The organism is Rhizobium sp. TAL182 (assembly GCF_002117725.1).
In the GTDB taxonomy this organism is placed as follows: domain Bacteria; phylum Pseudomonadota; class Alphaproteobacteria; order Rhizobiales; family Rhizobiaceae; genus Rhizobium; species Rhizobium esperanzae.
The window spans coordinates 1954430-1975717 of sequence record NZ_CP021024.1 but is presented as its reverse complement, the minus strand read 5'-3'; the positions used below and the strand labels follow the sequence as shown (position 1 = coordinate 1975717).

At 61.5% G+C, this 21288-nt stretch carries 19 protein-coding genes; 12 read left to right on the top strand and 7 right to left on the bottom strand.

Going from position 1 to position 21288, the window contains the following annotated elements:
• Window positions 1-59 precede the first annotated feature (59 nt).
• Complete coding sequence (locus Tal182_RS09925) at window positions 60-359, bottom strand: DUF6074 family protein (RefSeq protein ID WP_085859317.1); 300 nt, start codon at window positions 357-359, stop codon at window positions 60-62.
• 193 nt (window positions 360-552) lie between these two features.
• Here Tal182_RS09925 and Tal182_RS09920 point away from each other — a divergent pair, with 193 nt between their 5' ends.
• Window positions 553-1818: a glycerate kinase gene (locus Tal182_RS09920; RefSeq protein ID WP_085859316.1), complete on the top strand. Its 1266-nt coding sequence runs from the start codon at window positions 553-555 to the stop codon at window positions 1816-1818.
• A 24-nt stretch (window positions 1819-1842) separates the two neighbouring features.
• Here Tal182_RS09920 and Tal182_RS09915 read toward each other — a convergent pair whose 3' ends face one another.
• The 3 genes from Tal182_RS09915 to Tal182_RS09905 form a co-directional block, all read right to left on the bottom strand.
• Window positions 1843-2796 (bottom strand): NAD-dependent epimerase/dehydratase family protein, encoded by a 954-nt coding sequence (locus Tal182_RS09915; protein ID WP_085859315.1) that lies wholly within the window; start codon window positions 2794-2796, stop codon window positions 1843-1845.
• Between the two features lie 94 nt (window positions 2797-2890).
• Entirely contained in the window at window positions 2891-3847 is a 957-nt protein-coding gene (locus tag Tal182_RS09910) for a lytic transglycosylase domain-containing protein (protein ID WP_085859314.1), read from the bottom strand.
• A gap of 148 nt (window positions 3848-3995) precedes the next feature.
• On the bottom strand, window positions 3996-4655 hold the full coding sequence (locus Tal182_RS09905) for a peroxiredoxin (RefSeq protein ID WP_085859313.1): 660 nt from the start codon (window positions 4653-4655) through the stop codon (window positions 3996-3998).
• A gap of 414 nt (window positions 4656-5069) precedes the next feature.
• On the opposite strand from Tal182_RS09905, the gene Tal182_RS09895 reads away from it, so the two are divergent.
• The 6 genes from Tal182_RS09895 (at window position 5070) to Tal182_RS09870 (ending at window position 14177) form a co-directional block, all read left to right on the top strand.
• Window positions 5070-5657 carry an ANTAR domain-containing response regulator gene (locus tag Tal182_RS09895; protein ID WP_011425077.1) on the top strand — a complete coding sequence of 196 codons (588 nt, stop codon included), beginning with the start codon at window positions 5070-5072 and terminating at the stop codon, window positions 5655-5657.
• Window positions 5658-5691: 34 nt separating this feature from the next.
• Window positions 5692-6972 (top strand): CmpA/NrtA family ABC transporter substrate-binding protein, encoded by a 1281-nt coding sequence (locus Tal182_RS09890; RefSeq protein ID WP_170965917.1) that lies wholly within the window; start codon window positions 5692-5694, stop codon window positions 6970-6972.
• Between the two features lie 482 nt (window positions 6973-7454).
• On the top strand, window positions 7455-8696 hold the full coding sequence (locus tag Tal182_RS09885; RefSeq protein ID WP_085859311.1) for a nitrate/nitrite transporter: 1242 nt from the start codon (window positions 7455-7457) through the stop codon (window positions 8694-8696).
• An 18-nt stretch (window positions 8697-8714) separates the two neighbouring features.
• Window positions 8715-11165 carry a nitrite reductase large subunit NirB gene (nirB, locus tag Tal182_RS09880; protein WP_085859310.1) on the top strand — a complete coding sequence of 817 codons (2451 nt, stop codon included), beginning with the start codon at window positions 8715-8717 and terminating at the stop codon, window positions 11163-11165.
• Window positions 11166-11175: 10 nt separating this feature from the next.
• Window positions 11176-11520, top strand: coding sequence for a nitrite reductase small subunit NirD (gene nirD, locus Tal182_RS09875; protein ID WP_064802059.1), 345 nt, complete (start codon window positions 11176-11178; stop codon window positions 11518-11520).
• Window positions 11520-14177, top strand: a complete 2658-nt coding sequence (locus Tal182_RS09870; protein WP_085859309.1) for a nitrate reductase — start codon at window positions 11520-11522, stop codon at window positions 14175-14177. The genes nirD and Tal182_RS09870 overlap by 1 nt, the downstream gene beginning before the upstream one ends.
• 30 nt (window positions 14178-14207) lie before the next feature.
• Here the strand turns inward: Tal182_RS09870 and Tal182_RS09865 are convergent, their stop codons facing one another.
• Entirely contained in the window at window positions 14208-14885 is a 678-nt protein-coding gene (locus Tal182_RS09865; protein WP_094299092.1) for an HAD family hydrolase, read from the bottom strand.
• Between the two features lie 201 nt (window positions 14886-15086).
• Here Tal182_RS09865 and Tal182_RS09860 point away from each other — a divergent pair.
• Both Tal182_RS09860 and Tal182_RS09855 read left to right on the top strand, forming a co-directional pair.
• A protein-coding gene (locus Tal182_RS09860; protein WP_094299087.1) for an IS630 family transposase occupies window positions 15087-16035 on the top strand; the annotation gives its coding sequence in 2 pieces (ribosomal slippage) (window positions 15087-15422 and window positions 15424-16035; 948 coding nt in all).
• A 298-nt stretch (window positions 16036-16333) separates the two neighbouring features.
• Window positions 16334-16660, top strand: coding sequence for a hypothetical protein (locus Tal182_RS09855; protein WP_085859307.1), 327 nt, complete (start codon window positions 16334-16336; stop codon window positions 16658-16660).
• A gap of 151 nt (window positions 16661-16811) precedes the next feature.
• Here Tal182_RS09855 and Tal182_RS09850 read toward each other — a convergent pair whose 3' ends face one another.
• Window positions 16812-17648, bottom strand: coding sequence for an SDR family NAD(P)-dependent oxidoreductase (locus Tal182_RS09850; RefSeq protein WP_085859306.1), 837 nt, complete (start codon window positions 17646-17648; stop codon window positions 16812-16814).
• A 99-nt stretch (window positions 17649-17747) separates the two neighbouring features.
• Window positions 17748-18392, bottom strand: coding sequence for a ChrR family anti-sigma-E factor (locus Tal182_RS09845; RefSeq protein WP_085859305.1), 645 nt, complete (start codon window positions 18390-18392; stop codon window positions 17748-17750).
• A gap of 230 nt (window positions 18393-18622) precedes the next feature.
• On the opposite strand from Tal182_RS09845, the gene Tal182_RS09840 reads away from it, so the two are divergent.
• The 3 genes from Tal182_RS09840 to sseA are packed head-to-tail and all read left to right on the top strand — an operon-like array spanning window position 18623 to window position 21288.
• Window positions 18623-19660: a cysteine synthase A gene (locus Tal182_RS09840; protein ID WP_085859304.1), complete on the top strand. Its 1038-nt coding sequence runs from the start codon at window positions 18623-18625 to the stop codon at window positions 19658-19660.
• A gap of 6 nt (window positions 19661-19666) precedes the next feature.
• Complete coding sequence (locus Tal182_RS09835; RefSeq protein WP_085859303.1) at window positions 19667-20404, top strand: alanyl-tRNA editing protein; 738 nt, start codon at window positions 19667-19669, stop codon at window positions 20402-20404.
• A gap of 14 nt (window positions 20405-20418) precedes the next feature.
• Window positions 20419-21288 (top strand): 3-mercaptopyruvate sulfurtransferase, encoded by an 870-nt coding sequence (sseA, locus tag Tal182_RS09830; protein WP_085859302.1) that lies wholly within the window; start codon window positions 20419-20421, stop codon window positions 21286-21288.

Here is a 21288-nt window from a genome sequence, read left to right as displayed (position 1 = left end):
GGACCGTCTGCTCAATGCATGAGATTGCAGGTCGGACGCGTCGGATTCAACCTGATGAATCAGCGTTTCCGCGATTTGGCAACGGCCTGCTTCTGGTGGCTGAGGACCAGTTCGATCTGGACATCTTGTTGAAACTCCATCACCCGCTGACCGACATCGCTCTCTGGCATTCCCGCGGCTAGAAGCTGATCGGCAAGCCTGCGGCACTCGGCCTTCCAGAATTCGATCGCGTCCGCGCCATGCCGGCGGCCGAGTTCCCGGGCACAGCGCTCGATATTGGCGGTTCCGGTTGCGGAGGGAAAGGCAATAACCTTGCCTTCGTGAGAGGCGGCGGGGCGGCGGGTCGTTTCAGTGGCCATCGAACACAGGTTTCCTTTGATCCTATATGTTGTCTACGGGAGGATGGTTAATGCTTTCTATTCGTTCGCCTGTTTCAATGGCGAGACTCTGCGTCACTGCCGTCAGATCACCGCATCTTCGGCCTTGACGTCGCTACGCCGATGCGTCGACAGTCCCATCATGATCGACACCTTGAGGCAGCAGAGACCAACGATGACGATAACCGCTCCCCGCGATTTCCTGAAAAGCCTGTTCGACGCGGCGGTTCGCGCCGCCGATCCGCTGACCGGCATCAAATCGCACCTGCCGGAGAAACCGAAGGGAAGAACCGTCGTGATTGGCGCCGGCAAGGGCGCGGCGCAGATGGCGCGGGCGCTCGAAAGTGCATGGAAGGGACCGCTCGAGGGCCTGGTGGTCACCCGATACGGCTATGGCTGCGAAACGCTCTTCATCGAGATCGTCGAGGCAGCCCACCCGGTGCCTGACGCTGCGGGGCTCGCTGCGGCCAAGCGGTTGACCGAAACGGTGAACCGGCTGACGGAAGACGATCTGGTGATCGCACTGATCTGCGGCGGCGGCTCGGCGCTGCTGCCCGCTCCGCCGGAGGGGCTGACGCTCGAAGACGAAATTGCGCTTAACGAAATGCTGCTTGCTTCAGGAGCGCCGATCTCGGCGATGAATGTGGTGCGCAAACATCTCTCCACCATCAAGGGCGGAAGGCTGGCGGCGGCGACCAAAGCGAGAGTCATCAGCCTGATTGTTTCAGACATTCCTGGCGACAACCCGGCCCATGTCGCCTCCGGGCCGACGGTTCCTGATGAATCAACGCGGCACGACGCGCTCGAGATTATCAGGCAATATGGATTGCAGCTGCCGCAGGCCGCGCTCGACCACCTGAACTCGCCGAAAGCCGATGCGCCGCGGCCGGACGATCCGGTATTCCTGCGGCACGAGCATCACATCATCGCCTCTGCCGGCGTTTCGCTGGCGGCGGCCGCCGCCGAGGCGAAATTGCAAGGGATCACGCCGGCAATCCTCTCGGATGCCATCGAAGGCGAATCGCGTGACGTGGCGCTGGTGCATGCGGCCATCGCCCGCGAGGTCCTGGGGCGGAACAGGCCATTCTCAAAGCCGGTCGTCATCCTGTCCGGCGGCGAGACGACGGTGACGCTGAGAGCCAAGGGCGGGAAGGGCGGACGCAATGGCGAATTCACCCTTGCCATGGCGATTGCGATCGATGGACAGGACGACATCGATGTGCTGGCTGCCGACACGGACGGGATCGACGGCTCGGAAGACAATGCCGGCGCCTTTGCCGATGGCGGGACGGTGAAACGTCTTCGCGCCGCCGGGCTCGATCCGCGCCGGCTGCTCGACGGCAATGATAGCTACTCAGCGTTCAAGGCGATCGGCGATCTCTTCGAGACCGGTCCGACCGGAACCAACGTCAACGATTTCCGAGCGATCCTCATCCGTTAAAGCCCATGAACGATTAACCGGCGATCAGGTCTTGATCCGCCCCTGCCCGACCAGCCAGCCGACTGATTCCTGCACCGCCTGTAGGGAGGTATATCTCGGTGCGTAGCCCAACAGGCGCCCGGCTTTGGCAATCGAGCAATTCGGGCTGCGGGCGATATGCTCCCATGTCGCTTCCGCATCCTCGGCCGTCTGGCCTTCGGCCCAGCGGTCGAAGGGCGAGAAGGTGAGCTTCGGCTCATGCCCGAACCATCGCGACATCGCCTCCGCATAGCCGCGAAGCGTCAACGCCTGTTCCGAAACCGCATGGAAACTCTCGCCGATCGATGCGTTCCAATGGGCGATCGCACCCATGAACATCGCTGCGACATCATCGGCATGGACATGATGAACGGTCTCCAGACCGAAATTGGGCAGCGCCAGAGCCTCTCCGCGGGCAAGGGTCGAAAAGACCTGCAGATTGAAATTGCCGGCCGGATTGAGCGGCGCCCATCCGGTGCCGACAATGTGGCCGGGATGGATGACGGTCGCCGGAAAGCCCCGGAGTCTTGCCTGCTGCAGCAGATAGGTCTCGATCGCCGCCTTTCGGATGCCATAGTCACCGAACGGAGACTTCGGCGCTTCCTCCCGTGTCGGCACGGCCACCGGATATCCATGTGTCCAGATCGTGCCGGTATGCAGGAAATGGCCGACATGCCCTGACAGCGCCGTCACCAGCTGCTCGGCGCTTTCCAGCGTGAAGCAGATCATGTCGATGACGATATCGGCTTTCACTCCCCGCAAGGCCGGACCGAAATCACCCTTCCGCTCCATCTCTACCCGATCCATCTGTCGCTGATCGACGGAGCCCCAGGCGCGGTTTGCCGTATAAGGCTTTGCCGCGCCGCGGCTGATGGTGACGACGTCGTAACCCGCCTCCACCAGACGGGGAATGAGATAGGTTCCGACGTGGCCCGTTGCCCCGATGACCAAAACGCGCATTATCTTCCCTCCCAATGGCATGACGCGCTGCGACTATGCTGCGCCGTCCAGCGATCCTGCAAGCAGACTTTTCGCTGCGAAGGGGGCAGGCCCGCTATTGGTTCCTGAAAACGAGGCAGGTGCCGCCATGCTTGCGGATCTGATTGCAGAGGTCGTTGGCCTCCATGCGTGTCTGCCGGGCGATACGGGCGGCATAACGCGGTCGAAAGCCGAAGCTGCGATCGCGCTGGCGCAAGATCAACGGCTGCTCCGCATTCAATGGCGCCGGTAGATCCTGCACGGCATCGCGAAACATCCGCCGGACCACCGCTATATCGGCATTCGCCGCAAGTTGAATGCCCCAGGGAGCCCAAATGCCCTCCTGACGCCAGGGCGTGTCCTTCAATATTCGGCTTTCGGCAAGCGCCACGCAGCCGTCAAGGAAGGGCTTGTCCTTGTCGAGCGGGACGGCCGCATCCTCAGGCGGATTGTCCTTCCACTCCTCGACTGTGTGTGCGGTGATCGCCATCACGTAGCCCCGCGTCTCGTAGGGTAACCTCCCTGACGTAAGATAAGTCGCAAGACCGTTTTCGCCGGCATTATAGGCGGCGGCGGCAAGGCCGAGATTGCCAAAACGGTTGCGCAGTTCGTCAAGATATTGCGCCGATTTCCTCAAGGCTTCCAGCGCCTGATAGCTGTCTTCGAGGCCGCGAAGTTTCGCCGTTCCAGGCATGAACTGCGCAATGCCCTGCGCTCCCTTGAAGCTGACCGCGTCGGGGCGAAAGGTGCTTTCGCGCCAGATGAGCCGAGCGAAATAAGCTGGCGGCAACCGACTGGCCTCGGCGAAATGCTCGATCGCATTGCAGAGGTCACGATTGAAACTCTCTTTGCGGATGCAGAGCCTCTCGCCCAATCCCGAGGCCGAGGGTCCCGAATAGAGACAGGCCGGCTCGGCAGCACTCTCTTCCGGCTGAGCTTTCGGCGTATCGATGACGGAAAATAGAAAACAGAGCGAAAGCAGGGCCTTCGCCGATCTCCTCAAAATGCCGGACTGACGCTTTCGCCCTATCATCGGATCTCAGCAGGTTAACTTCCATCGCGACGCTCATGTTAGATAACATCGATCAGGGCGCGAAGCTTCCCCATTTGGCAATGCGGGCATGAAAAAAGCCGCCGGGCAATCGCCGCGGCGGCTTCGGGAACGGATTTGAAAGCCCTTTTCAGGCTGATGGCTGCTTCGTCTTCCTGAGATAGGGCAGAACCGTATCGAAGGAGCCGAAACGCGCGATCGCGTCGTCGTTGGAAACGGCGGCGGTGATGATGACATCTTCGCCCTGATTCCAATTTGCCGGCGTCGCCACCTGGTGCTTGGCCGTCAGTTGGATGGAGTCGATGGCGCGCAGGATCTCATTGAAATTGCGGCCCGTCGTCATTGGATAGGTCAGGATCAGCTTGATCTTCTTGTCCGGGCCGATGACGAAGACCGAGCGCACCGTCGCATTGTCGGCAGGCGTGCGGCCTTCGGAACTGTCGCCGGCGCCGGCCGGCAGCATGTCATAGAGCTTGGCGACCTTCAGGTCCTTGTCGCCGATCAGGGGATAATCGACGTCGAAGCCGGTTGCGGTCTTGATGTCACCCTTCCACTTGGCGTGGCTTTCGACCGGATCGACGGAGATGCCGATGATCTTGACGCCGCGCTTGGAAAACTCGTCGGCGAGGCCGGCCATGGCGCCGAGCTCCGTCGTGCAGACAGGAGTGAAATTCTTCGGGTGCGAGAACAGGACGGCCCAGCCGCTGCTGATCCAATCATGGAAGCTGATCGGTCCCTGTGTGGTGTCGGCGGTAAAATCGGGGGCAATATCGTTGATACGTAAGCTCATGGTCGGCCCTCCAAAGCCTTGTGTCCAATCTTATTCATCTCAAATCGAGGCCATAGGATCTGTCCGCCGGAAGCGGCCGTGAGGTTGCGACTCTTTAATCGCACCCGCCGAAGGCATATTTTTCCCAGTCCAGGATTTTAAGTAAGTCATATACCACGATAACCGAAGGCATGCTCTTTCGATTTCCGGCCTGCTGCGGCATTATTTTTCCGGCAGAGACGCGCGACGAAAGAGACGCGGGCGAAACGATCGCCGCCGCCAAAACACACGACCAGCGCTGACCGTACGGTGACGATCGACCTCGTCGCGAGCCCGAAACTGCGGCATTTGATTATTTTTTATGCATACCATTTTATGCACATTTTTCAGGCGAACACCTTGCAAAAATTGCTGCAGCGCGTCATAAATATACGAATGACGCATCGCGATCTGACAATTCTGGTGATCGACGAAAATGCCATACGCGCCTCCATCATCGAGGAAGGACTGCGCGAGGCAGGGCATGCGCGCGTCACCGTCGTGCATGAAGTCAACGGCATCGCGCGAACGATCGAAACGCTGATGCCCGACGTGATCATCATCGATATCGAGAATCCCAACCGCGACATGATGGAACACCTGTTCCAGCTGACGCGCACGGTCAGCCGCCCAATCGCCATGTTCGTCGATCGCTCCGATACGGCCTCGATCGAGGCCGCCGTCGACGCCGGCGTCTCGGCCTATATCGTCGACGGATTGAAGAAGGAGCGGGTCAAGCCGATCCTCGACATGGCCGTCAGCCGCTTCAACGCCTTCAGCCGGCTGCGGCGCGAGCTCGCCGATGCCCGCTCGGCGCTTGAAGAACGCAAGCTCATCGAGCGCGCCAAGGGCATACTCATGAAGATGCGCGGCCTCTCCGAGGAAGAGGCCTTCGCCCTGCTGCGTCAGACGGCGATGAACGAAAAGAAGAAGATGTCGGAAATCGCCCAGAGCGTTGTCACCGCCGCGGGGCTTTTGATGTAATGGCCGACTGTGCGAATTTCCGGAGGAAACCGGAGTGGATATGATGACGAAGACCGCCAATTCCGGCGGGCTGCCCTTGCCCGCACGCGTGAACAACGAAGGCCCCAAGGTGCTGCGAGCCGGGTTCATTCCGCTTGTCGACGCATCGGTGCTGATTGCGGCGGCAGAATTCGGTTTTGCACGGAAAGAAGGCCTGACTCTCGATCTCGTCAAGGACGTTTCCTGGGCGAATGTTCGCGACCGCCTGGCGTTTCGCCAGTTCGACATCGCCCATATGCTTTCGCCGATGCCGGTCGCCTCGATGATCGGCCTCGGCTCCAACCCGTCGCCGACGATCACGCCTTTTTCGTTGGGGCGCGGCGGCAACGCCATCACCCTATCGGCCCGGCTCTTCGAGAGGATGCGCGAGGACGCGCGCCTGCCGGAAACGGCAGGCGCGCTCGACAATGCCCGCGCCCTGGCAAAGACATTGGCGGCAATGAAGGCGCGCGAAGAGCCGCTGCCAACCTTCGGCGTTACCTATCCTTTCTCTTCCCACAATTACGAATTCCGTTACTGGCTGGCGGCGGGCGGCATCGATCCCGACAACGACGTCAAGCTCGTCGTCGTGCCGCCGCCGATGACATCAGACGCGCTGGCGGCCGGTGCGATCGACGGGTTCTGTGTAGGCGCCCCGTGGAATATGGTTGCCTCGGAGCGTGGGCTCGGCCGCATCGTCGCCGCCAAGCAGGATATCTGGCCCTCGGCTCCTGAAAAGGTGATCGGCATGCGGCCGGATTGGGCCGAAAGCCATCCCGAGACCGTTTCCCGATTGATCGTGGCGCTCGACGCTGCAGCGCGCTGGTGCGACCGCCCGGACAATCACGACGCGTTGGCGGCCGCCCTTGCCGATCCCCGTTACATCGCCGCCCCGGTAAACATCATCCGCAGCGTTCTCGCCGGCGAATTCAACCTCGATGCCAGGAGCAACCGCCGCGTCATTCCCGATTATTTCCAATTCCATTCCGGTTTCGCCAACTATCCGAGGCCGAGCCATGCCCTCTGGATTTACAGTCAGATGATCCGCTGGGGACAGGCGGAGACCAGCCTCAACAAGGCACGGGCCGCCACCTCCGCCTATCGCCCGGATCTCTATCGCGCAGCTCTGGGCGACAACAACGCGCCTGTTGACGCCGATATCCGCGTCGAAGGCGGCGAAGAGAACGATCGCTTCATGGATGGTCGGATCTTCGATCCCGCAGAGCTGCCGGATTATGTCGCGGGCTTTGCCGTCAGGAGCACCCTGCCCTTCTTCTCCGGCAACGACGAAACCTGATGCCATGCCGGCCTGCACAAAACGCCAGCACGGATCGGCACTCACCCTATCGCAACGCACAAAAGATTTGCACCTCTGCAGCTGCTCGAAAAACAGGCAAGGCTAAAATCTCCCTCGAAAAGCTTTTATTTCAAAGACTTGAGTAACACGTAGAAAATTGGCACGCGGTTTGCATTGCTTGTATTGCACGGATCAACGGCGATCGGGGCAAAATGGGCACACGCAGGCGCTCATCAAGACACGGGCTACGTTGCGACATGCAAAGCAAACGGTAGTCGATCAAATTCAGCAACCCGGTGTTCGGATTGCTTTGAGGTAGATAGGCCGGAAGGCCAATGATTGGGCGTCCAACGGCGGGCGCCACCAGCAAAGCCGCTGATCAGGATATTCGCGCGCCTCGTGCAAGCGCGTCCTGACCAGCGGCTTTTTGTTTTAACCCCCAGCAATGGATCGGCACGACCTTGTCGGGCCACGGAGAAGCTATGTCTGCCATTGAGAAAGTGCAGCCCATGTCAGCCGGCGAACCAGCCAAAGCACTGTGGATCTCCACTGTGGCCTTCACCCTCTGTTTTGCGGTATGGACGATCTTCGCGATCATCGGCATCCGCATCAAACAGGAACTCGGGCTGAACGAGGCCGAGTTCGGCCTGCTGATCGGCACGCCCGTGCTCACCGGCTCGGTCGTGCGCATCGTTCTTGGCATCTGGACTGGGCGTTACGGCGGTCGTCTCGTCTACACGCTGACGATGCTTGCCGCGGCAGTAGCGACGTTCCTGCTTTCCTACGCCCACACCTACACGCAGATGCTGATCGCCGGCCTCGGTGTTGGCCTTGCCGGCGGCTCCTTCGCAGTCGGCGTCGCCTATGTCTCGCCTTTCTTTCCGGCCGAGAAGCAGGGCACGGCGCTCGGCATCTTCGGCGCCGGAAACGTCGGTGCGGCCGTCACCAAATTCGCGGCCCCCTTCGTTCTGCTCGCCTGGGGCTGGCAGGCGGTTGCCGAGATCTGGGCCGTCTGTCTGGCGCTGATGGCAATCGTCTTCTGGTTCACCACGACTGACGATCCGGCCTTCCGTCTGCGCCGCGAGCGCGGCGTCGCCTCCAAGAGCCTCGCCCAGGAATTCGCACCGCTGCAGAACGTCCAGGTCTGGCGCTTCTCGCTCTACTATTTCTTCGCCTTCGGCGGCTTCGTCGCCCTGTCGCTGTGGCTGCCGCGCTACCTGGTCGGCGTCTATGGCTTCAACCTCGAAACGGCCGGCATGATCGCGGCGGCCTACTCGATCCCGGGCAGCATCTTCCGCGCCTTCGGCGGTGTGCTGTCGGATAAGAAGGGTGCACGCAGCGTCATGTATGCGATGTTTGCCGTCTCGGCCGTGGCCACCCTCATCCTGTCGCTGCCGGCCGCGACCATCACACCTATGATCTTCATCGTCGTCATCTTCGTGCTCGGCTTCTTCATGAGCCTCGGCAAGGCCGCCGTCTATAAGCACATTCCGGCCTATTATCCGGACAGCGTCGGCGCCGTCGGCGGCATCGTCGGCATGATGGGTGGTCTCGGCGGCTTCATCCTGCCGATCGCCTTCGGCCTCCTCAAGGACATGACCGGCCTCTGGTCCAGCTGCTTCCTGCTGCTTTTCGCAATCGTCGCGATCTCGCTGATCTGGATGCACCTGTCCGTCAAGCAACTGTCGCGTCAAGGGCACTCGGCGCCCGTGGCTGCAACCTAATCCAAGGGACTTGAACGTATGACCGAAAAACTCGTCATCATCGGCAATGGCATGGCGCCCGGGCGCATGCTGGAGCACCTCTTCGAACGGGCGCCCGGACGCTATGAAGTCACGATCTTCAATGCCGAGCCGCGCGTCAATTACGACCGTATCATGCTGTCGCCGGTCCTCTCGGGCGAGAAGGACTACGAGCAGATCATCATTCACGGTGACGGCTGGTACATCAAGCATGGCATTATGCTCTACAAGGGCCACAAGATCATCAACATCGATCGTGATGCCAAGACGGTCACCTCCGACCACGGCGTTACTGAAAGCTATGACAAGCTGGTGATCGCCACCGGCTCCGTGCCCTTCATCATCCCGGTTCCCGGCAAGGATCTGCCCGGAGTCATCACCTATCGCGATCTCGACGACGTGCAGGCCATGCTGCTTGCCGCCCAGTCGCGCGAAAAGGCGGTCGTCATCGGCGGCGGTCTGCTCGGCCTCGAAGCGGCGGCCGGCCTCGCCCAGCGCGGCATGGACGTCACCGTTCTGCACGTCATGCCGACACTGATGGAGCGCCAGCTCGATCCGGCCGCCGGCTATCTCTTGCAGAAAGCGGTCGAGGAACGCGGCATCAAGGTCATCTGCAAGGCCAATACCAAGGCGATCATCGGCAACGGCAAGGTCGAGGGCATCGAGCTCGACGACGGCCGCATCATCCCGGCAACCCTCGTCGTCATGGCCGTCGGCATTCGTCCGAGCGTCGGCCTGGCGAAGGACGCCGGCCTTGCGGTCAATCGCGGCATCGTCGTCGATGCCGGTATGCAGACCTCGGACGGCGATATCTTTGCGCTCGGCGAATGCGCCGAGGTGGGCGGCATGGTCTACGGCCTCGTCGCGCCGCTTTACGAGATGGCCCGCATTGCCGCGGCACATCTCTCGGACGACCGCACGCCTGCATTCGTGCATACGGACACGCCGACCAAGCTGAAGGTCACCGGCATCGAACTCTATTCGCTCGGTGATTTCGCCGACGGCGATGACCGCGAGGAGATCGTCCTGCGCGATGCCAGCGCCGGCGTCTACAAGCGCCTCGTGCTGAAGGACAACAAGATCATCGGCACGGTGCTGTACGGCGAGACCGCCGACGGCGCCTGGTTCAATGATCTGAAGAAAAAAGCGACCGATATTTCGGAGATGCGCGAGACGCTGATCTTCGGTCAGGCCTACCAGGGAGGGTCGCCGCTGGACCCTATGGCGGCCGTTGCAGCCTTGCCGGATGACGCGGAGATCTGTGGCTGCAACGGCGTATGCAAGGGCAAGATTACCTCGACGATCACGAGCAAAGGGCTGACGTCGCTCGACGACGTGCGCGCCCACACCAAGGCATCCGCCTCCTGCGGCTCCTGCACCGGCCTCGTGGAACAGCTGATGGCGCTGACGCTCGGCGACGGCTACAATCCGGCCGCCGTGCAGCCGATGTGCACCTGCACCGAACTCGGCCATGACGACGTTCGCCGCCTGATCAAGGCGAAAGGTCTGAAGAGCATTCCCGCCGTCATGCAGGAATTGGAATGGAAGACCTCCTGCGGCTGCGCCAAGTGTCGGCCGGCGCTCAATTATTACCTCGTCTGCGACTGGCCGGACGAATATGCCGACGACTACCAGTCGCGCTTCATCAACGAGCGCGTCCACGCCAACATCCAGAAGGACGGCACCTATTCCGTCGTGCCGCGCATGTGGGGCGGCGTCACCAATTCGAACGAGCTGCGCGCCATCGCCGATGTCGTCGACAAGTTCGAGATCCCGATGGTCAAGGTGACGGGCGGCCAGCGTATCGACCTTCTCGGCATCGAGAAGGAAGACCTGCCCGCCGTCTGGGCCGATCTCGGCAAGGCCGGTTTCGTCTCGGGCCAGGCCTATGCCAAGGGCTTGCGCACGGTGAAGACCTGCGTCGGTTCGGACTGGTGCCGCTTCGGCACCCAGGATTCCACCGGTCTCGGCATCCGCATCGAGAAATTCATGTGGGGCTCATGGACGCCAGCGAAGCTGAAGATGGCCGTCTCCGGCTGCCCGCGCAATTGCGCGGAAGCAACCTGCAAGGATATCGGCGTCATCTGCGTGGATTCCGGTTTCGAGATCCATTTCGCAGGCGCAGCCGGTCTCGACATCAAGGGCACCGAGGTGCTCGGTCTTGTGAAGACCGAGGACGAGGCGCTGGAGCATATCGTGGCGCTGACGCAGATGTACCGCGAGCAGGCCCGCTACCTCGAGCGCATCTACAAATGGGCCAAGCGGGTCGGTCTGGACGAAATCCGCCGCCAGATCATGGGCGATGCCGAAAAGCGCAAGGCCTATTACGACCGCTTCGTCTTCTCCCAGAAATTTGCCCAGGTCGATCCCTGGTCGGAGCGTGTTTCCGGCAAGGACAAGCACGAATTCAAGCCGATGGCGACGATCGGCTATCCGCAGGCAGCCGAATAAGGAGATGAACATGAATTGGCCCAATGAAAACTGGCATTCGATCGGTGACATCTCCGATATCCCGCTGCGGGGCGCGCGCTGCGTAAAGACGCCGCAGGGCAAGATCGCCGTCTTCCGTACGGCCGAAAACGAGGTGTTTGCCATCGAGGATCACTGCCCGCACAAGGGCGGCCCGCTCTCCCAGGGCATCGTGCATGCCAAGGCCGTCACCTGCCCGCTGCACAATTGGGTGATCTCCCTGGAAACCGGCAAGGCGCTCGGCGCCGATGAGGGCGAGGTGCGGACCATACCCGTCCGCAACGAGGACGGCGCCCTCTTCATCGCGCTGGAAAGCCTGTTGATGGCGGCTGAATAATGGCGGCTGAGGTCAAGACCACCTGCCCCTATTGCGGCGTCGGCTGCGGCGTTATCGCCACGGTTGACGAGGCCGGCGCCGTCAGCGTCAAGGGAGATCCCGAGCATCCATCGAATTTCGGCCGGCTCTGCTCGAAGGGTTCGGCCCTTGCCGAAACCATCGATCTCGACGGCCGGCTTCTCTATCCCGAAATCTCGGGCGAACGCAGCGGCTGGGAGGAGGCGCTCGATCTCGTCGCCCGGCGCTTTTCCGAAACGATCGCCGAACACGGGCCGGATTCGGTTGCCTTCTACGTCTCGGGGCAACTGCTGACCGAAGATTATTACATCGCCAACAAGCTGATGAAGGGTTTTGTCGGCTCAGCCAATATCGACACCAATTCCAGGCTCTGCATGTCCTCGTCGGTGGCCGGCCATCGCCGCGCCTTCGGTGCCGATACGGTGCCCGGGACCTATGAGGATATCGAGCTTGCCGATCTGGTGGTTCTGACCGGCTCCAACCTCGCCTGGTGTCATCCCGTCATCTACCAGCGGCTTGCCGCCGCAAAGGCGGCGCGACCCAACATGCGCATCGTTGTCATCGATCCGCGCCGGACGATGACGTGCGATATCGCCGACCTGCACCTCGCAATTCGCCCGGACGGCGACATTGCGCTGTTCATGGGGCTGCTTGCCCATCTCGCCACGAGCCCGGCGATCGATCAGAATTATATCGCTGCCCATACAGAAGGCTTCGGCGACGCTTTCGCGGCAGCAGCCGAGCTTGACATCAATGATCTCCTGGAACGGACCGGCCTGCCGGTCATGCAGATCCGGGAGTTCTTCCGCCTGTTCGAGACGACTGAGAAAGTCGTCACCTGCTACAGCCAGGGCGTCAACCAATCCTCTTCCGGCACCGACAAGGTCAATGCCATTCTCAATTGCCACCTGGCGACCGGCCGCATCGGCCGCGCCGGAATGGGGCCGTTCTCGCTGACCGGCCAGCCCAATGCCATGGGCGGGCGTGAGGTCGGCGGCCTCGCCAATATGCTTGCCGCCCATATGGCGATCGAGAATGCGGATGACCGCGACCGCGTGCAGCGCTTTTGGAATTCGCCGATCATCGCCGCAAAGCCCGGGTTGAAAGCGGTCGACATGTTCCGCGCGGTGGCAGACGGGCGCATCAAGGCGCTCTGGGTCATGGCCACGAATCCGGTCGTTTCGATGCCGGATGCCGACAACGTCGAAAGCGCCATCGCCGCCTGCCCCTTCGTCGTCGTATCGGACATTCTGAGAGAGACCGATACGACTCGGCACGCACACGTGCTTTTGCCCTCGCTCGGCTGGGGCGAGAAAAACGGCACCGTCACCAATTCCGAGCGGCGCATCTCACGGCAGCGGCCATTCCTTGACGTCCCCGGCGATGCAAAGGCCGATTGGTGGCAGCTTGCGGAAGTCGCCCGCCGCATGGGATTTGCAGAGGCCTTCGATTTCGAGGCACCGGTCGAGATCTTTGCCGAACATGCCGCCCTTTCCGCCTTCGAAAATGACGGCAGCCGCGATTTCGATATCGGCGCCCGCGCCGGCATCAGCGGCGGCGCCTACGACGAGCTGTCGCCCTTTCAATGGCCGCAGCCGGCAGGCGTCGTACCCGGCGTCACCCGCTTCTTCGCCGAGGGCGGCTTCTTCCATCCCGATGGCAAGGCGCGCTTCGTTGCGGTCAAACCACCGGCAACCGATCGCACCAATGCCGATTTTCCCTTCACCCTGAACACCGGCCGCATCCGCGACCAGTGGCACACGATGACAAGAACCGGGAAGAGCGCGCGGCTTTCCGCCCATATCGCCGAACCCTTTGCCGAGATCCATCCGCGCGATGCGATCGAAAACGGCATATCAAGCGCCGGCCTCGTCGAGATCGAGAGCCCCCATGGCAAAGCGATCGTGCGAGCGCTGGTGACCGACCGCCAGGCGCGCGGCGGTGTTTTCGCACCCATGCACTGGAACGACCAGTTCGCAGCAAAAGCGCGGATCGACGCCGTGGTCGCGCCGATCACCGACCCTCTTTCCGGCCAGCCGGCGTCGAAGAACGTTGCCGTCGCCGTTCGGCCCTTCCGCGCCAGCCATTACGGTTTCGCGGTCTCGGCCATCAAACCGGACAAACCCGACGCGGCCTATTGGGCGGTGGCGAAGGCTGCCGGCGGCTGGCGGCTGGAACTTGCCTTCACCGAGGCTGTCGAAGACTGGACGGCCTGGTGCCGGAGGGTGTTCGCCATTCCGGCCGAGATCGAACCCCTGGGTTACGCCGACCGGCAATCGGGCGATCTCAGGCTCGCCTTCTTCGATGGCGAGATCCTGCTTGCCGCGCTGTTTCTTGCGGGCGAACCGGTTGCCGTCGCACGCAACTGGGCAATCTCGCAACTCTCTGCCGTCCACGGCGATCTGAGGAAGCGCTTTGCGCTGGTCGCAGGCCGTCCAGGGGCCGGCAGACCGGATCCCGGTGCCACCGTCTGCTCCTGCTTCAGTGTCGGGGTCAACCAGATCGCTGCCGCGGTGCGCGGCGGATGCCACAGCGTCGAAGCGGTCGGCAAGGAAACGAGTGCCGGAACCAATTGCGGCTCCTGCCGCAGCGAGATCGGCAGGATAATCGATCGCTGTCTCGCCGCAGCCGCGGAGTGAATGCGCAACCGTCGATGCTGACGTCGGATGTCAGGCTGCGCTCGGGACGACAAGCATTTTATGGTCGGCTGAGATGCGGACCGCGATCTCGTCATAGGAAGAAATGGTCGGATGCGGCGTCTCAATTTTATGGTGATGGGTTGCCGTAACGACCATGACATCGGCGCCCGCCGCCTCGCCGGCCTTGATGCCGGCTGCGACGTCCTCAAACACCAGACAATCCCGCGTGCTGACGCCGAGGCGTTCGGCACCGAGAATATAACATTGCGGATCGGGCTTTCCGACCGTCACGTCCTCCGCCGTCACCATGAATCTCGGCAGAGGCAGGCCAGCCGCTTCCAGCCGGCGGCGGGCAAGACGCAAGGGCGAAGAGGTGACGATCGCCCAGCGATCCGGCGGCAACGAAGCCAGGAAGGAGGCTGCGCCTGGAATGGCAACGACATCGCCGACATCGGCAACTTCGGCCTCGGTCACCAGCCTTGCCTCGTGTTCGGGATTGACGCCCGGCAGGTTCAGCCGGGTGATTGTGTCAATGCCGCGCGATCCGTGCATCTTCGGCAAGAAGGCGGCGACATCGAGCCCATGGCGTCTGGCCCAGTCGCTCCATACACGCTCGGCGGCGAGGATCGAATTGAGGATGGTGCCGTCCATATCGAAGAGGAAGGCGGCATAAGACTTCTCGAAGCCGTGGGGCATCGGCGGGTACAAGGGCGTATCTCATTAAGGAGGAGTGTCGGATGGTCGTCGCTGGAGCCGATGAAACGGCAAATCGCTGCGTTTTGCAAGCCTGGGGAGGACAGCGACGCGGCATGCTTTAGAGCGTTTCCGTTTTTTATTGAATCCCGTGGGATTCCCAAGGCTTCGGATTTGTGATTCAAGATGCTGGCTGGAAAAGGAGGCCAGCATCGGATGACAGCACCTCTTTCGAATGATCTGCGCGAGCGCGTTGTGATGGCAATTGTCGCCGGTGAGAGCTGCCGATCCGTCGCTGCGCGGTTCGGGATTGCCGTGTCTTCGGCTGTGAAATGGTCGCAACGCTATCGGTCGAGCGGCTCGGTTGCGCCCTCAAAGATGGGCGGTCATCGCAAGTTCGTTCTTGCGCCACATCGCGCTTTCATCCTCGAGCGGCTCCACCAGACCCCGAATCTGTCGCTGCATGGACTGAAGGCGGAGTTGGCATCGAAGGGTGTAAAGGTCTCCCACGACACGATCTGGAAGTATCTACGCCGCGAAGGACTGCGCTTCAAAAAAAACGCTGTTTGCCCTTGAGCAGGCCCGCGCTGACATCGCTCGCCGCAGGCAACGCTGGCGCGGCTTGCAAGATCGTCTCGATCCCAAACGATTGGTCTTCATCGATGAAACCTGGATCAAGACCAATATGGCACCACTCTATGGCTGGGGAGAGAAAGGAAAGCGCTTGCGTGGCTTTGCCCCTCACGGCCATTGGCGCACTCTAACCTTCCTCGGGGCTCTCAGGTACGATCGTTTGACCGCCCCTTGCGTCTTCGACGGGCCGATCAACGGGCAATGCTTCCGCGCCTATGTCGAACAACTGCTTGTGCCGGTCCTCAAGCCTGGCGATATCGTCATCATGGACAACCTTGGCTCCCACAAGTCCGACGCTATCCGACAGATGATCCGAGCCGCCGGTGCGCGCCTCTGGTATCTGCCGCCATATTCTCCGGACCTCAATCCGATCGAGCAGGCCTTCTCAAAGGTAAAGCACTGGATGCGCCACGCCCAAAAGCGAACAATCGAGGACACCTGGAGGCACATCGGATTCCTCACCAGAGCCATTGCACCAGACGAATGCTCAAACTACTTCCGAAACGCAGGCTATGCTTCCGTTAAAAGCTGAAATGCTCTAGAAAGCCGTGGTGCTCAAGGTAGTGATCAAGTCGCAGGAGAGGCGCAAGCCGATCCGGTCACGGCACAGTTCTTCGGCGCCGTGACCGGATCGGCGCGCAGATAGGCCTGTACTACTGATTGCCAGCGTTTCCCCATGCCACTAGCGGCAGGCTGCCGCGTCGGCCGTTAAGATTTACGCGTAACCATGCAAAGTGCGCGTGCAGGTTTTTCAAAAAGATCGGAACAATGATTCCTGCAAGTGGTTACCCAGAGGTCATCCATGATGAAAATCAAAGGAGGATATCCTCATGACCAAATCCCTTATTGCCGCTTCGCTGCTCGCGATCGGCATGGCATCGTCAGCCTTTGCCCAGTCGAATCCGGATCCTATCGGACCGACGAATGGCGGCTCGACCGATCCAAGTTCGGGTAATTATTCGTCCGATTACACCAACAGCGACAATGGCATGCACCCTGTCCAGGTCGCACCCGTCGATCCGACCACGACCCAGAGCATCCGACCGCCGCAGGCGATGGAATGCGCCGGCATGCCGCAGCAGGGGACCGGTGTCGATACGCGCGGCGGTGAGAGCGGCGCATCGATCAGCGAAGCCTGCCGCGAATACGACAACTGAGCAGGCAATCGCCCGCTTTGAAACATGTCGCGCAAAAGCGCACCACTTCGGAAAAGGCCGGTTTATGCCGGCCTTTTCATGTCGTGGCAGATAAAGACTGCCTCCGCAGAGGCTTTTGATCAGCGCGTTTCGGCCATTCCCGCGCCCTTGATCATTCCGCAGGGTGCGGCATCACCGGATGGTGACCATCCAGCGGCGGCCGTTGCCGCCAGCCAGTCAGATAGTTCATCAGTGGGAAATAAGCGCCATAGGGGAGCAGACGCGCCAGCTTCAACATCGTGGTGAAGCGTCTGGGGAAAGCGATCTCGAAAGCCTGCGATTTCAGCCCGGCGGCAATCTGGCGGGCAGCCTCTTCGGACGACACCAGCGCCGCCGGCATAGGAAAGGCGCTCTTGCCCACCGTCGGCGTGTCAACGAAGCCCGGGCTGATGAGCTGAATGCGGATGCCCATCTTGTCCAGATCGAATTTCAGGCTTTCGGCCATGTTGATCAACGCCGCCTTGGTGGCGCCATAGGCAGCCCCCGTCGGCAGGCCGCCATAGGCGGTGACGGAAGAGACGATGGCGATCTGTCCCTGCCCTTTCGCCTTCATATGGCGGATCGCCGGCAACAGACAGTTGACGACGCCGGAAAGGTTGACGGCAAAGCTGTTTTCGAAATCGGCGCGGTTCAGGTCTTCGGCATGAACCGGCAGATAGATACCGGCATTGAGGATCGCCATGGCGAGCGTGCCATGCTCATATTCGATGGAGGCCAGGACATGTTCCATGTCCTCGGCATCGGTGACGTCACCGTCGAGGACGATAATATTGCCGGAAAGACCGCTGGCTTCGGCCTGCAGCTCGACCAGCTTTTCGTGGCTTCTGGCGGTGACGGCGACCTTGTATCCTTCGCCGGCAAGCTTCAGCGCAAGCGCCCGGCCGATACCCGAGCTCGCGCCTGAGATCCAGACGATTCCATGTTCGGGGCGGGCGATGAAATCACTCATGACATGCTCCTCCGGCTCAGCCTGACCAGCACGAAAACAGGTCCGGAAGTTCTTTGCGCCTCCCGGATTTACGGCTCTATCACACCATTGTGGCTGCTTTCAGCCGATCAGGTCGCCGATCATCTGACGAAAGGACCCGGTCAGCCGGATCGGTCCGTCCGAAATGGCGAAGGCAATGCAAGGCCTGTCCTTCTCGGCAACCGGCCGGTGATCGACAGTTTCGTCGGCAATCGAAATGTCGCCGGGGCCGAAATGGCCGCGCGCATCGTTGAAAGCCCCGTCGACAACGAGGATCAGCTCCACGCCTTTATGAGTGTGCGCCGGCAAAGCGCGACCAGGGCGGATCCACATCAGACGGACCTCGCAGCCGTCCATGTCGAGCGAATATTCCTTAAATCCGGGCAGCCGCCTGCGCCAGGGGACGTCCTCGACCTCGAAGCCAACAAGAGCGCGCAATGCCTGGGGGAACAGAGCAGTTTCGGGTCTCCTGGCGGCCTGCGGCTCAGAATCGGGAGAAATGGAGGAGAAGATTGCCGCAAGGCGCTGCTTTCGGTCGGCAATGGCGGCTTCCGGCGTGTTTTCCAGCGCCTCTCCGGCCAGCAGCTCTAGGGCGTTCACCAGGTTGCGATTGTCCAGCTTCATTTCCAGATGGGAGCGTATGAGCACGCGAGCCGGCTCGGGCAGGGAGCCGGCGACATAGTGCGCCATCAATGCGTCAATCGTGTCGATCTGCTCGTGAACCATGTCGGTTTTCGGCCACGCCCCACTGCCCGTGTTCCGTTGTCGCTTTGTCATCATCCGTACGGGGAAAGTCAATCTTCGGATCATCGCGGCACGGTGGGATCGCGGTCGCGCGCAAGGAAAGCGAAATTTTATCGTGACCGCCAGGGGCATGGAATAGCATTTCTTGCCAACACAGCCTTGTGAAGGGAAAAGACCGTTCCTAAAGTAAGAGTTCGAAAGAGGCAGATTCCATGACCTTCCATCCCTCCGTCCTCGAAGCAATCGGCAATACGCCCCTGATCAAACTCAAGGGCGCGTCCGCGGCAACCGGCTGCACCATTCTCGGCAAGGCCGAGTTCCTGAATCCCGGCCAGTCGGTCAAGGACCGTGCCGCGCTCTACATCATCCGCGATGCGGAGCGGAAGGGGCTGCTTCGGCCCGGCGGCGTCATCGTCGAAGGCACGGCCGGCAATACCGGCATCGGGCTGACGCTGGTCGCCAAGGCGCTCGGCTACCGCACCGTTATCGTCATCCCGGAAACGCAGAGCCAGGAAAAGAAGGACGCGCTGAAACTGCTCGGCGCCGAACTCGTCGAAGTGCCCGCCGTTCCCTACAAGAACCCGAACAACTACGTGAAGGTATCAGGGCGGCTTGCCGAGCAAATGGCAAAGAGCGAGCCGAACGGGGCGATCTGGGCGAACCAGTTCGACAATGTCGCCAACCGCCAGGCGCATATCGAAACGACGGCGCCGGAAATCTGGAACGATACCGCCGGCAAGATCGACGGCTTTATCTGCTCCGTCGGCTCCGGCGGCACGCTGGCGGGTGTGGCGGCCGGCCTCAAGGCCTTCAAGCCGGACGTCAAGATCGGCATTGCCGATCCCGACGGCGCCGCGCTCTATGAGTTCTATCAGAACGGTGCACTGAAATCCGAGGGATCCTCGATCACCGAAGGCATCGGCCAAGGTCGCATCACTGCCAATCTCGAGGGTTTCACGCCCGATTATGCCTATCGAATTTCCGATGCCGAAGCTCTTCCTTATCTTTTCGACCTCGTCGAAAACGAGGGGCTGTGCCTCGGCGGCTCGACCGCGATCAACATTGCCGGCGCGGTCAATCTCGCCCGGGATATCGGGCCCGGTCACACGGTGGTGACAGTCCTCTGCGACTACGGCAACCGCTACCAGTCGAAGCTCTTCAATCCGGATTTCCTGAAGTCGAAAGGACTGCCCGTTCCGGCCTGGATGACTGGTTCGTCCGACATACACGTTCCCTACGAGCCCGTGTGAGACGTCATGCCCGTCAATGCCCTCTATCGCGACGACTTCTATCTCTCGACATGCGAGGCGGTCGTCACCGCCGTTCACGACGACGGGGGCATCGAGCTCAACCAGACCTGCTTTTATGCCACATCGGGTGGCCAGCCCGGAGACACCGGTCAGTTTGAACGCGCCGATGGTACCAAGATCATACTCGGCCAGACGAAACACGGCATCAGCAAGGATGTCATCATCCACGTGCCGCTCGAAAACGAGCCGCGGCCGGAGGTTGGTGAGACGCTGGTGCTGCATGTCGACTGGCCGCGTCGCTATCGGCTGATGCGCATGCATACGGCCTGCCACCTGCTCTCGGTCATCTGCTCCTATCCGATCACCGGAGCCGCGGTCGGCGAGGAAGAAAGCCGCGTCGACTTCGACATGAGCGAGACGATCGACAAGGACGAGGTCACGGCAAAGCTGATGGAACTGGTCGGCCAGAACCACCCGGTCTATCTGCAATGGATCACCGACGACGAGCTTGCGGCCAACCCCGACATCGTCAAGTCGAAGAACGTGCGCCCGCCGATGGGGCTTGGTCGGGTCAGCCTCGTCTGCATCGGCGAGAACTCCTCGATTGACAGCCAGCCCTGCGGCGGCACACATGTGTCGGAGACGCAGGAAGTCGGCCAGATCCACATCGCCAAGATCGAAAAGAAGGGCAAGGAGAACCGGCGCTTCCGCATCCGCTTCGGCGCGCCCGGCGAAGAAGCCTGACAGGGGAGACCATAATGACTGAGAGCAAGAGCCGTTTCGTCGTCTCGGCCGACTGGCTGCAGGCCGAGCTCGGCAAACCGGATCTGCGCGTGCTGGACGCCTCCTTCTACCTGCCGGCGCAGAAGCGCGATGCCGATGCCGAATATGCGGCCGGCCATATTCCCGGAGCCATCCGCTTCGATCAGGACAAGATCGCCGACCACTCGACGGCGCTGCCGCACACGATCCCCTCGCCCGATTACTTCGCCGCCGAAGTCGGCAAGCTCGGCATCAGCGAGAATCATCGCATCGTCGTCTATGACGGTATCGGCGTGTTTGCCTCGCCCCGCGTCTGGTGGCTGTTCCGGGTGATGGGGGCCAAGAACGTCTTCGTCCTCGACGGCGGTCTCGACGGCTGGAAGGCCGAGGGCCGTCCGCTCGAAACAGCGGCCCCTAACTATGCCCCGGCGACATTTACGCCTGACTTCGACGACAGCCGCGTCGTGACGCTGGATACCATGCGCGACATTGTCTCGAGCGGCGCGATGCAGATCGCCGATGCCCGCAGCGCCGGCCGCTTCGCCGCTACCGAACCCGAGCCGCGTGCCGGCATGCGCTCCGGCCATATGCCCGGCGCCCGAAGCCTGCCCTCCGGTGTCTTCGCCAACCAGGGTCGGTTCAAGTCGCTGCCCGAACTCAGGCAGACGATCGAAGATGCCGGGATCGATCTCTCCAAGCCGGTCGTCACCTCCTGCGGATCGGGCATCACGGCCGCGATCATCACGCTGGCGCTGGAATCCCTCGGCCACCACGACAACAAGCTTTATGACGGTTCATGGAGCGAATGGGGCAGCCGTGACGATACGCCTGTTGTCACCGGTCCACCGACGCCGGTCAAAGCCTGA

Bases quoted from the DNA above. Each gene is read 5' to 3' on its own strand.
- Tal182_RS09925 (WP_085859317.1), bottom strand. From the start codon at position 359: ATGGCCACTGAAACGACCCGCCGCCCCGCCGCCTCTCACGAAGGCAAG.
- Tal182_RS09920 (WP_085859316.1), top strand. From the start codon at position 553: ATGACGATAACCGCTCCCCGCGATTTCCTGAAAAGCCTGTTCGACGCG.
- Tal182_RS09915 (WP_085859315.1), bottom strand. From the start codon at position 2,796: ATGCGCGTTTTGGTCATCGGGGCAACGGGCCACGTCGGAACCTATCTC.
- Tal182_RS09910 (WP_085859314.1), bottom strand. From the start codon at position 3,847: ATGATAGGGCGAAAGCGTCAGTCCGGCATTTTGAGGAGATCGGCGAAG.
- Tal182_RS09905 (WP_085859313.1), bottom strand. From the start codon at position 4,655: ATGAGCTTACGTATCAACGATATTGCCCCCGATTTTACCGCCGACACC.
- Tal182_RS09895 (WP_011425077.1), top strand. From the start codon at position 5,070: ATGACGCATCGCGATCTGACAATTCTGGTGATCGACGAAAATGCCATA.
- Tal182_RS09885 (WP_085859311.1), top strand. From the start codon at position 7,455: ATGTCTGCCATTGAGAAAGTGCAGCCCATGTCAGCCGGCGAACCAGCC.
- nirB (WP_085859310.1), top strand. From the start codon at position 8,715: ATGACCGAAAAACTCGTCATCATCGGCAATGGCATGGCGCCCGGGCGC.
- nirD (WP_064802059.1), top strand. From the start codon at position 11,176: ATGAATTGGCCCAATGAAAACTGGCATTCGATCGGTGACATCTCCGAT.
- Tal182_RS09870 (WP_085859309.1), top strand. From the start codon at position 11,520: ATGGCGGCTGAGGTCAAGACCACCTGCCCCTATTGCGGCGTCGGCTGC.
- Tal182_RS09855 (WP_085859307.1), top strand. From the start codon at position 16,334: ATGACCAAATCCCTTATTGCCGCTTCGCTGCTCGCGATCGGCATGGCA.
- Tal182_RS09850 (WP_085859306.1), bottom strand. From the start codon at position 17,648: ATGAGTGATTTCATCGCCCGCCCCGAACATGGAATCGTCTGGATCTCA.
- Tal182_RS09845 (WP_085859305.1), bottom strand. From the start codon at position 18,392: ATGGTTCACGAGCAGATCGACACGATTGACGCATTGATGGCGCACTAT.
- Tal182_RS09840 (WP_085859304.1), top strand. From the start codon at position 18,623: ATGACCTTCCATCCCTCCGTCCTCGAAGCAATCGGCAATACGCCCCTG.
- Tal182_RS09835 (WP_085859303.1), top strand. From the start codon at position 19,667: ATGCCCGTCAATGCCCTCTATCGCGACGACTTCTATCTCTCGACATGC.
- sseA (WP_085859302.1), top strand. From the start codon at position 20,419: ATGACTGAGAGCAAGAGCCGTTTCGTCGTCTCGGCCGACTGGCTGCAG.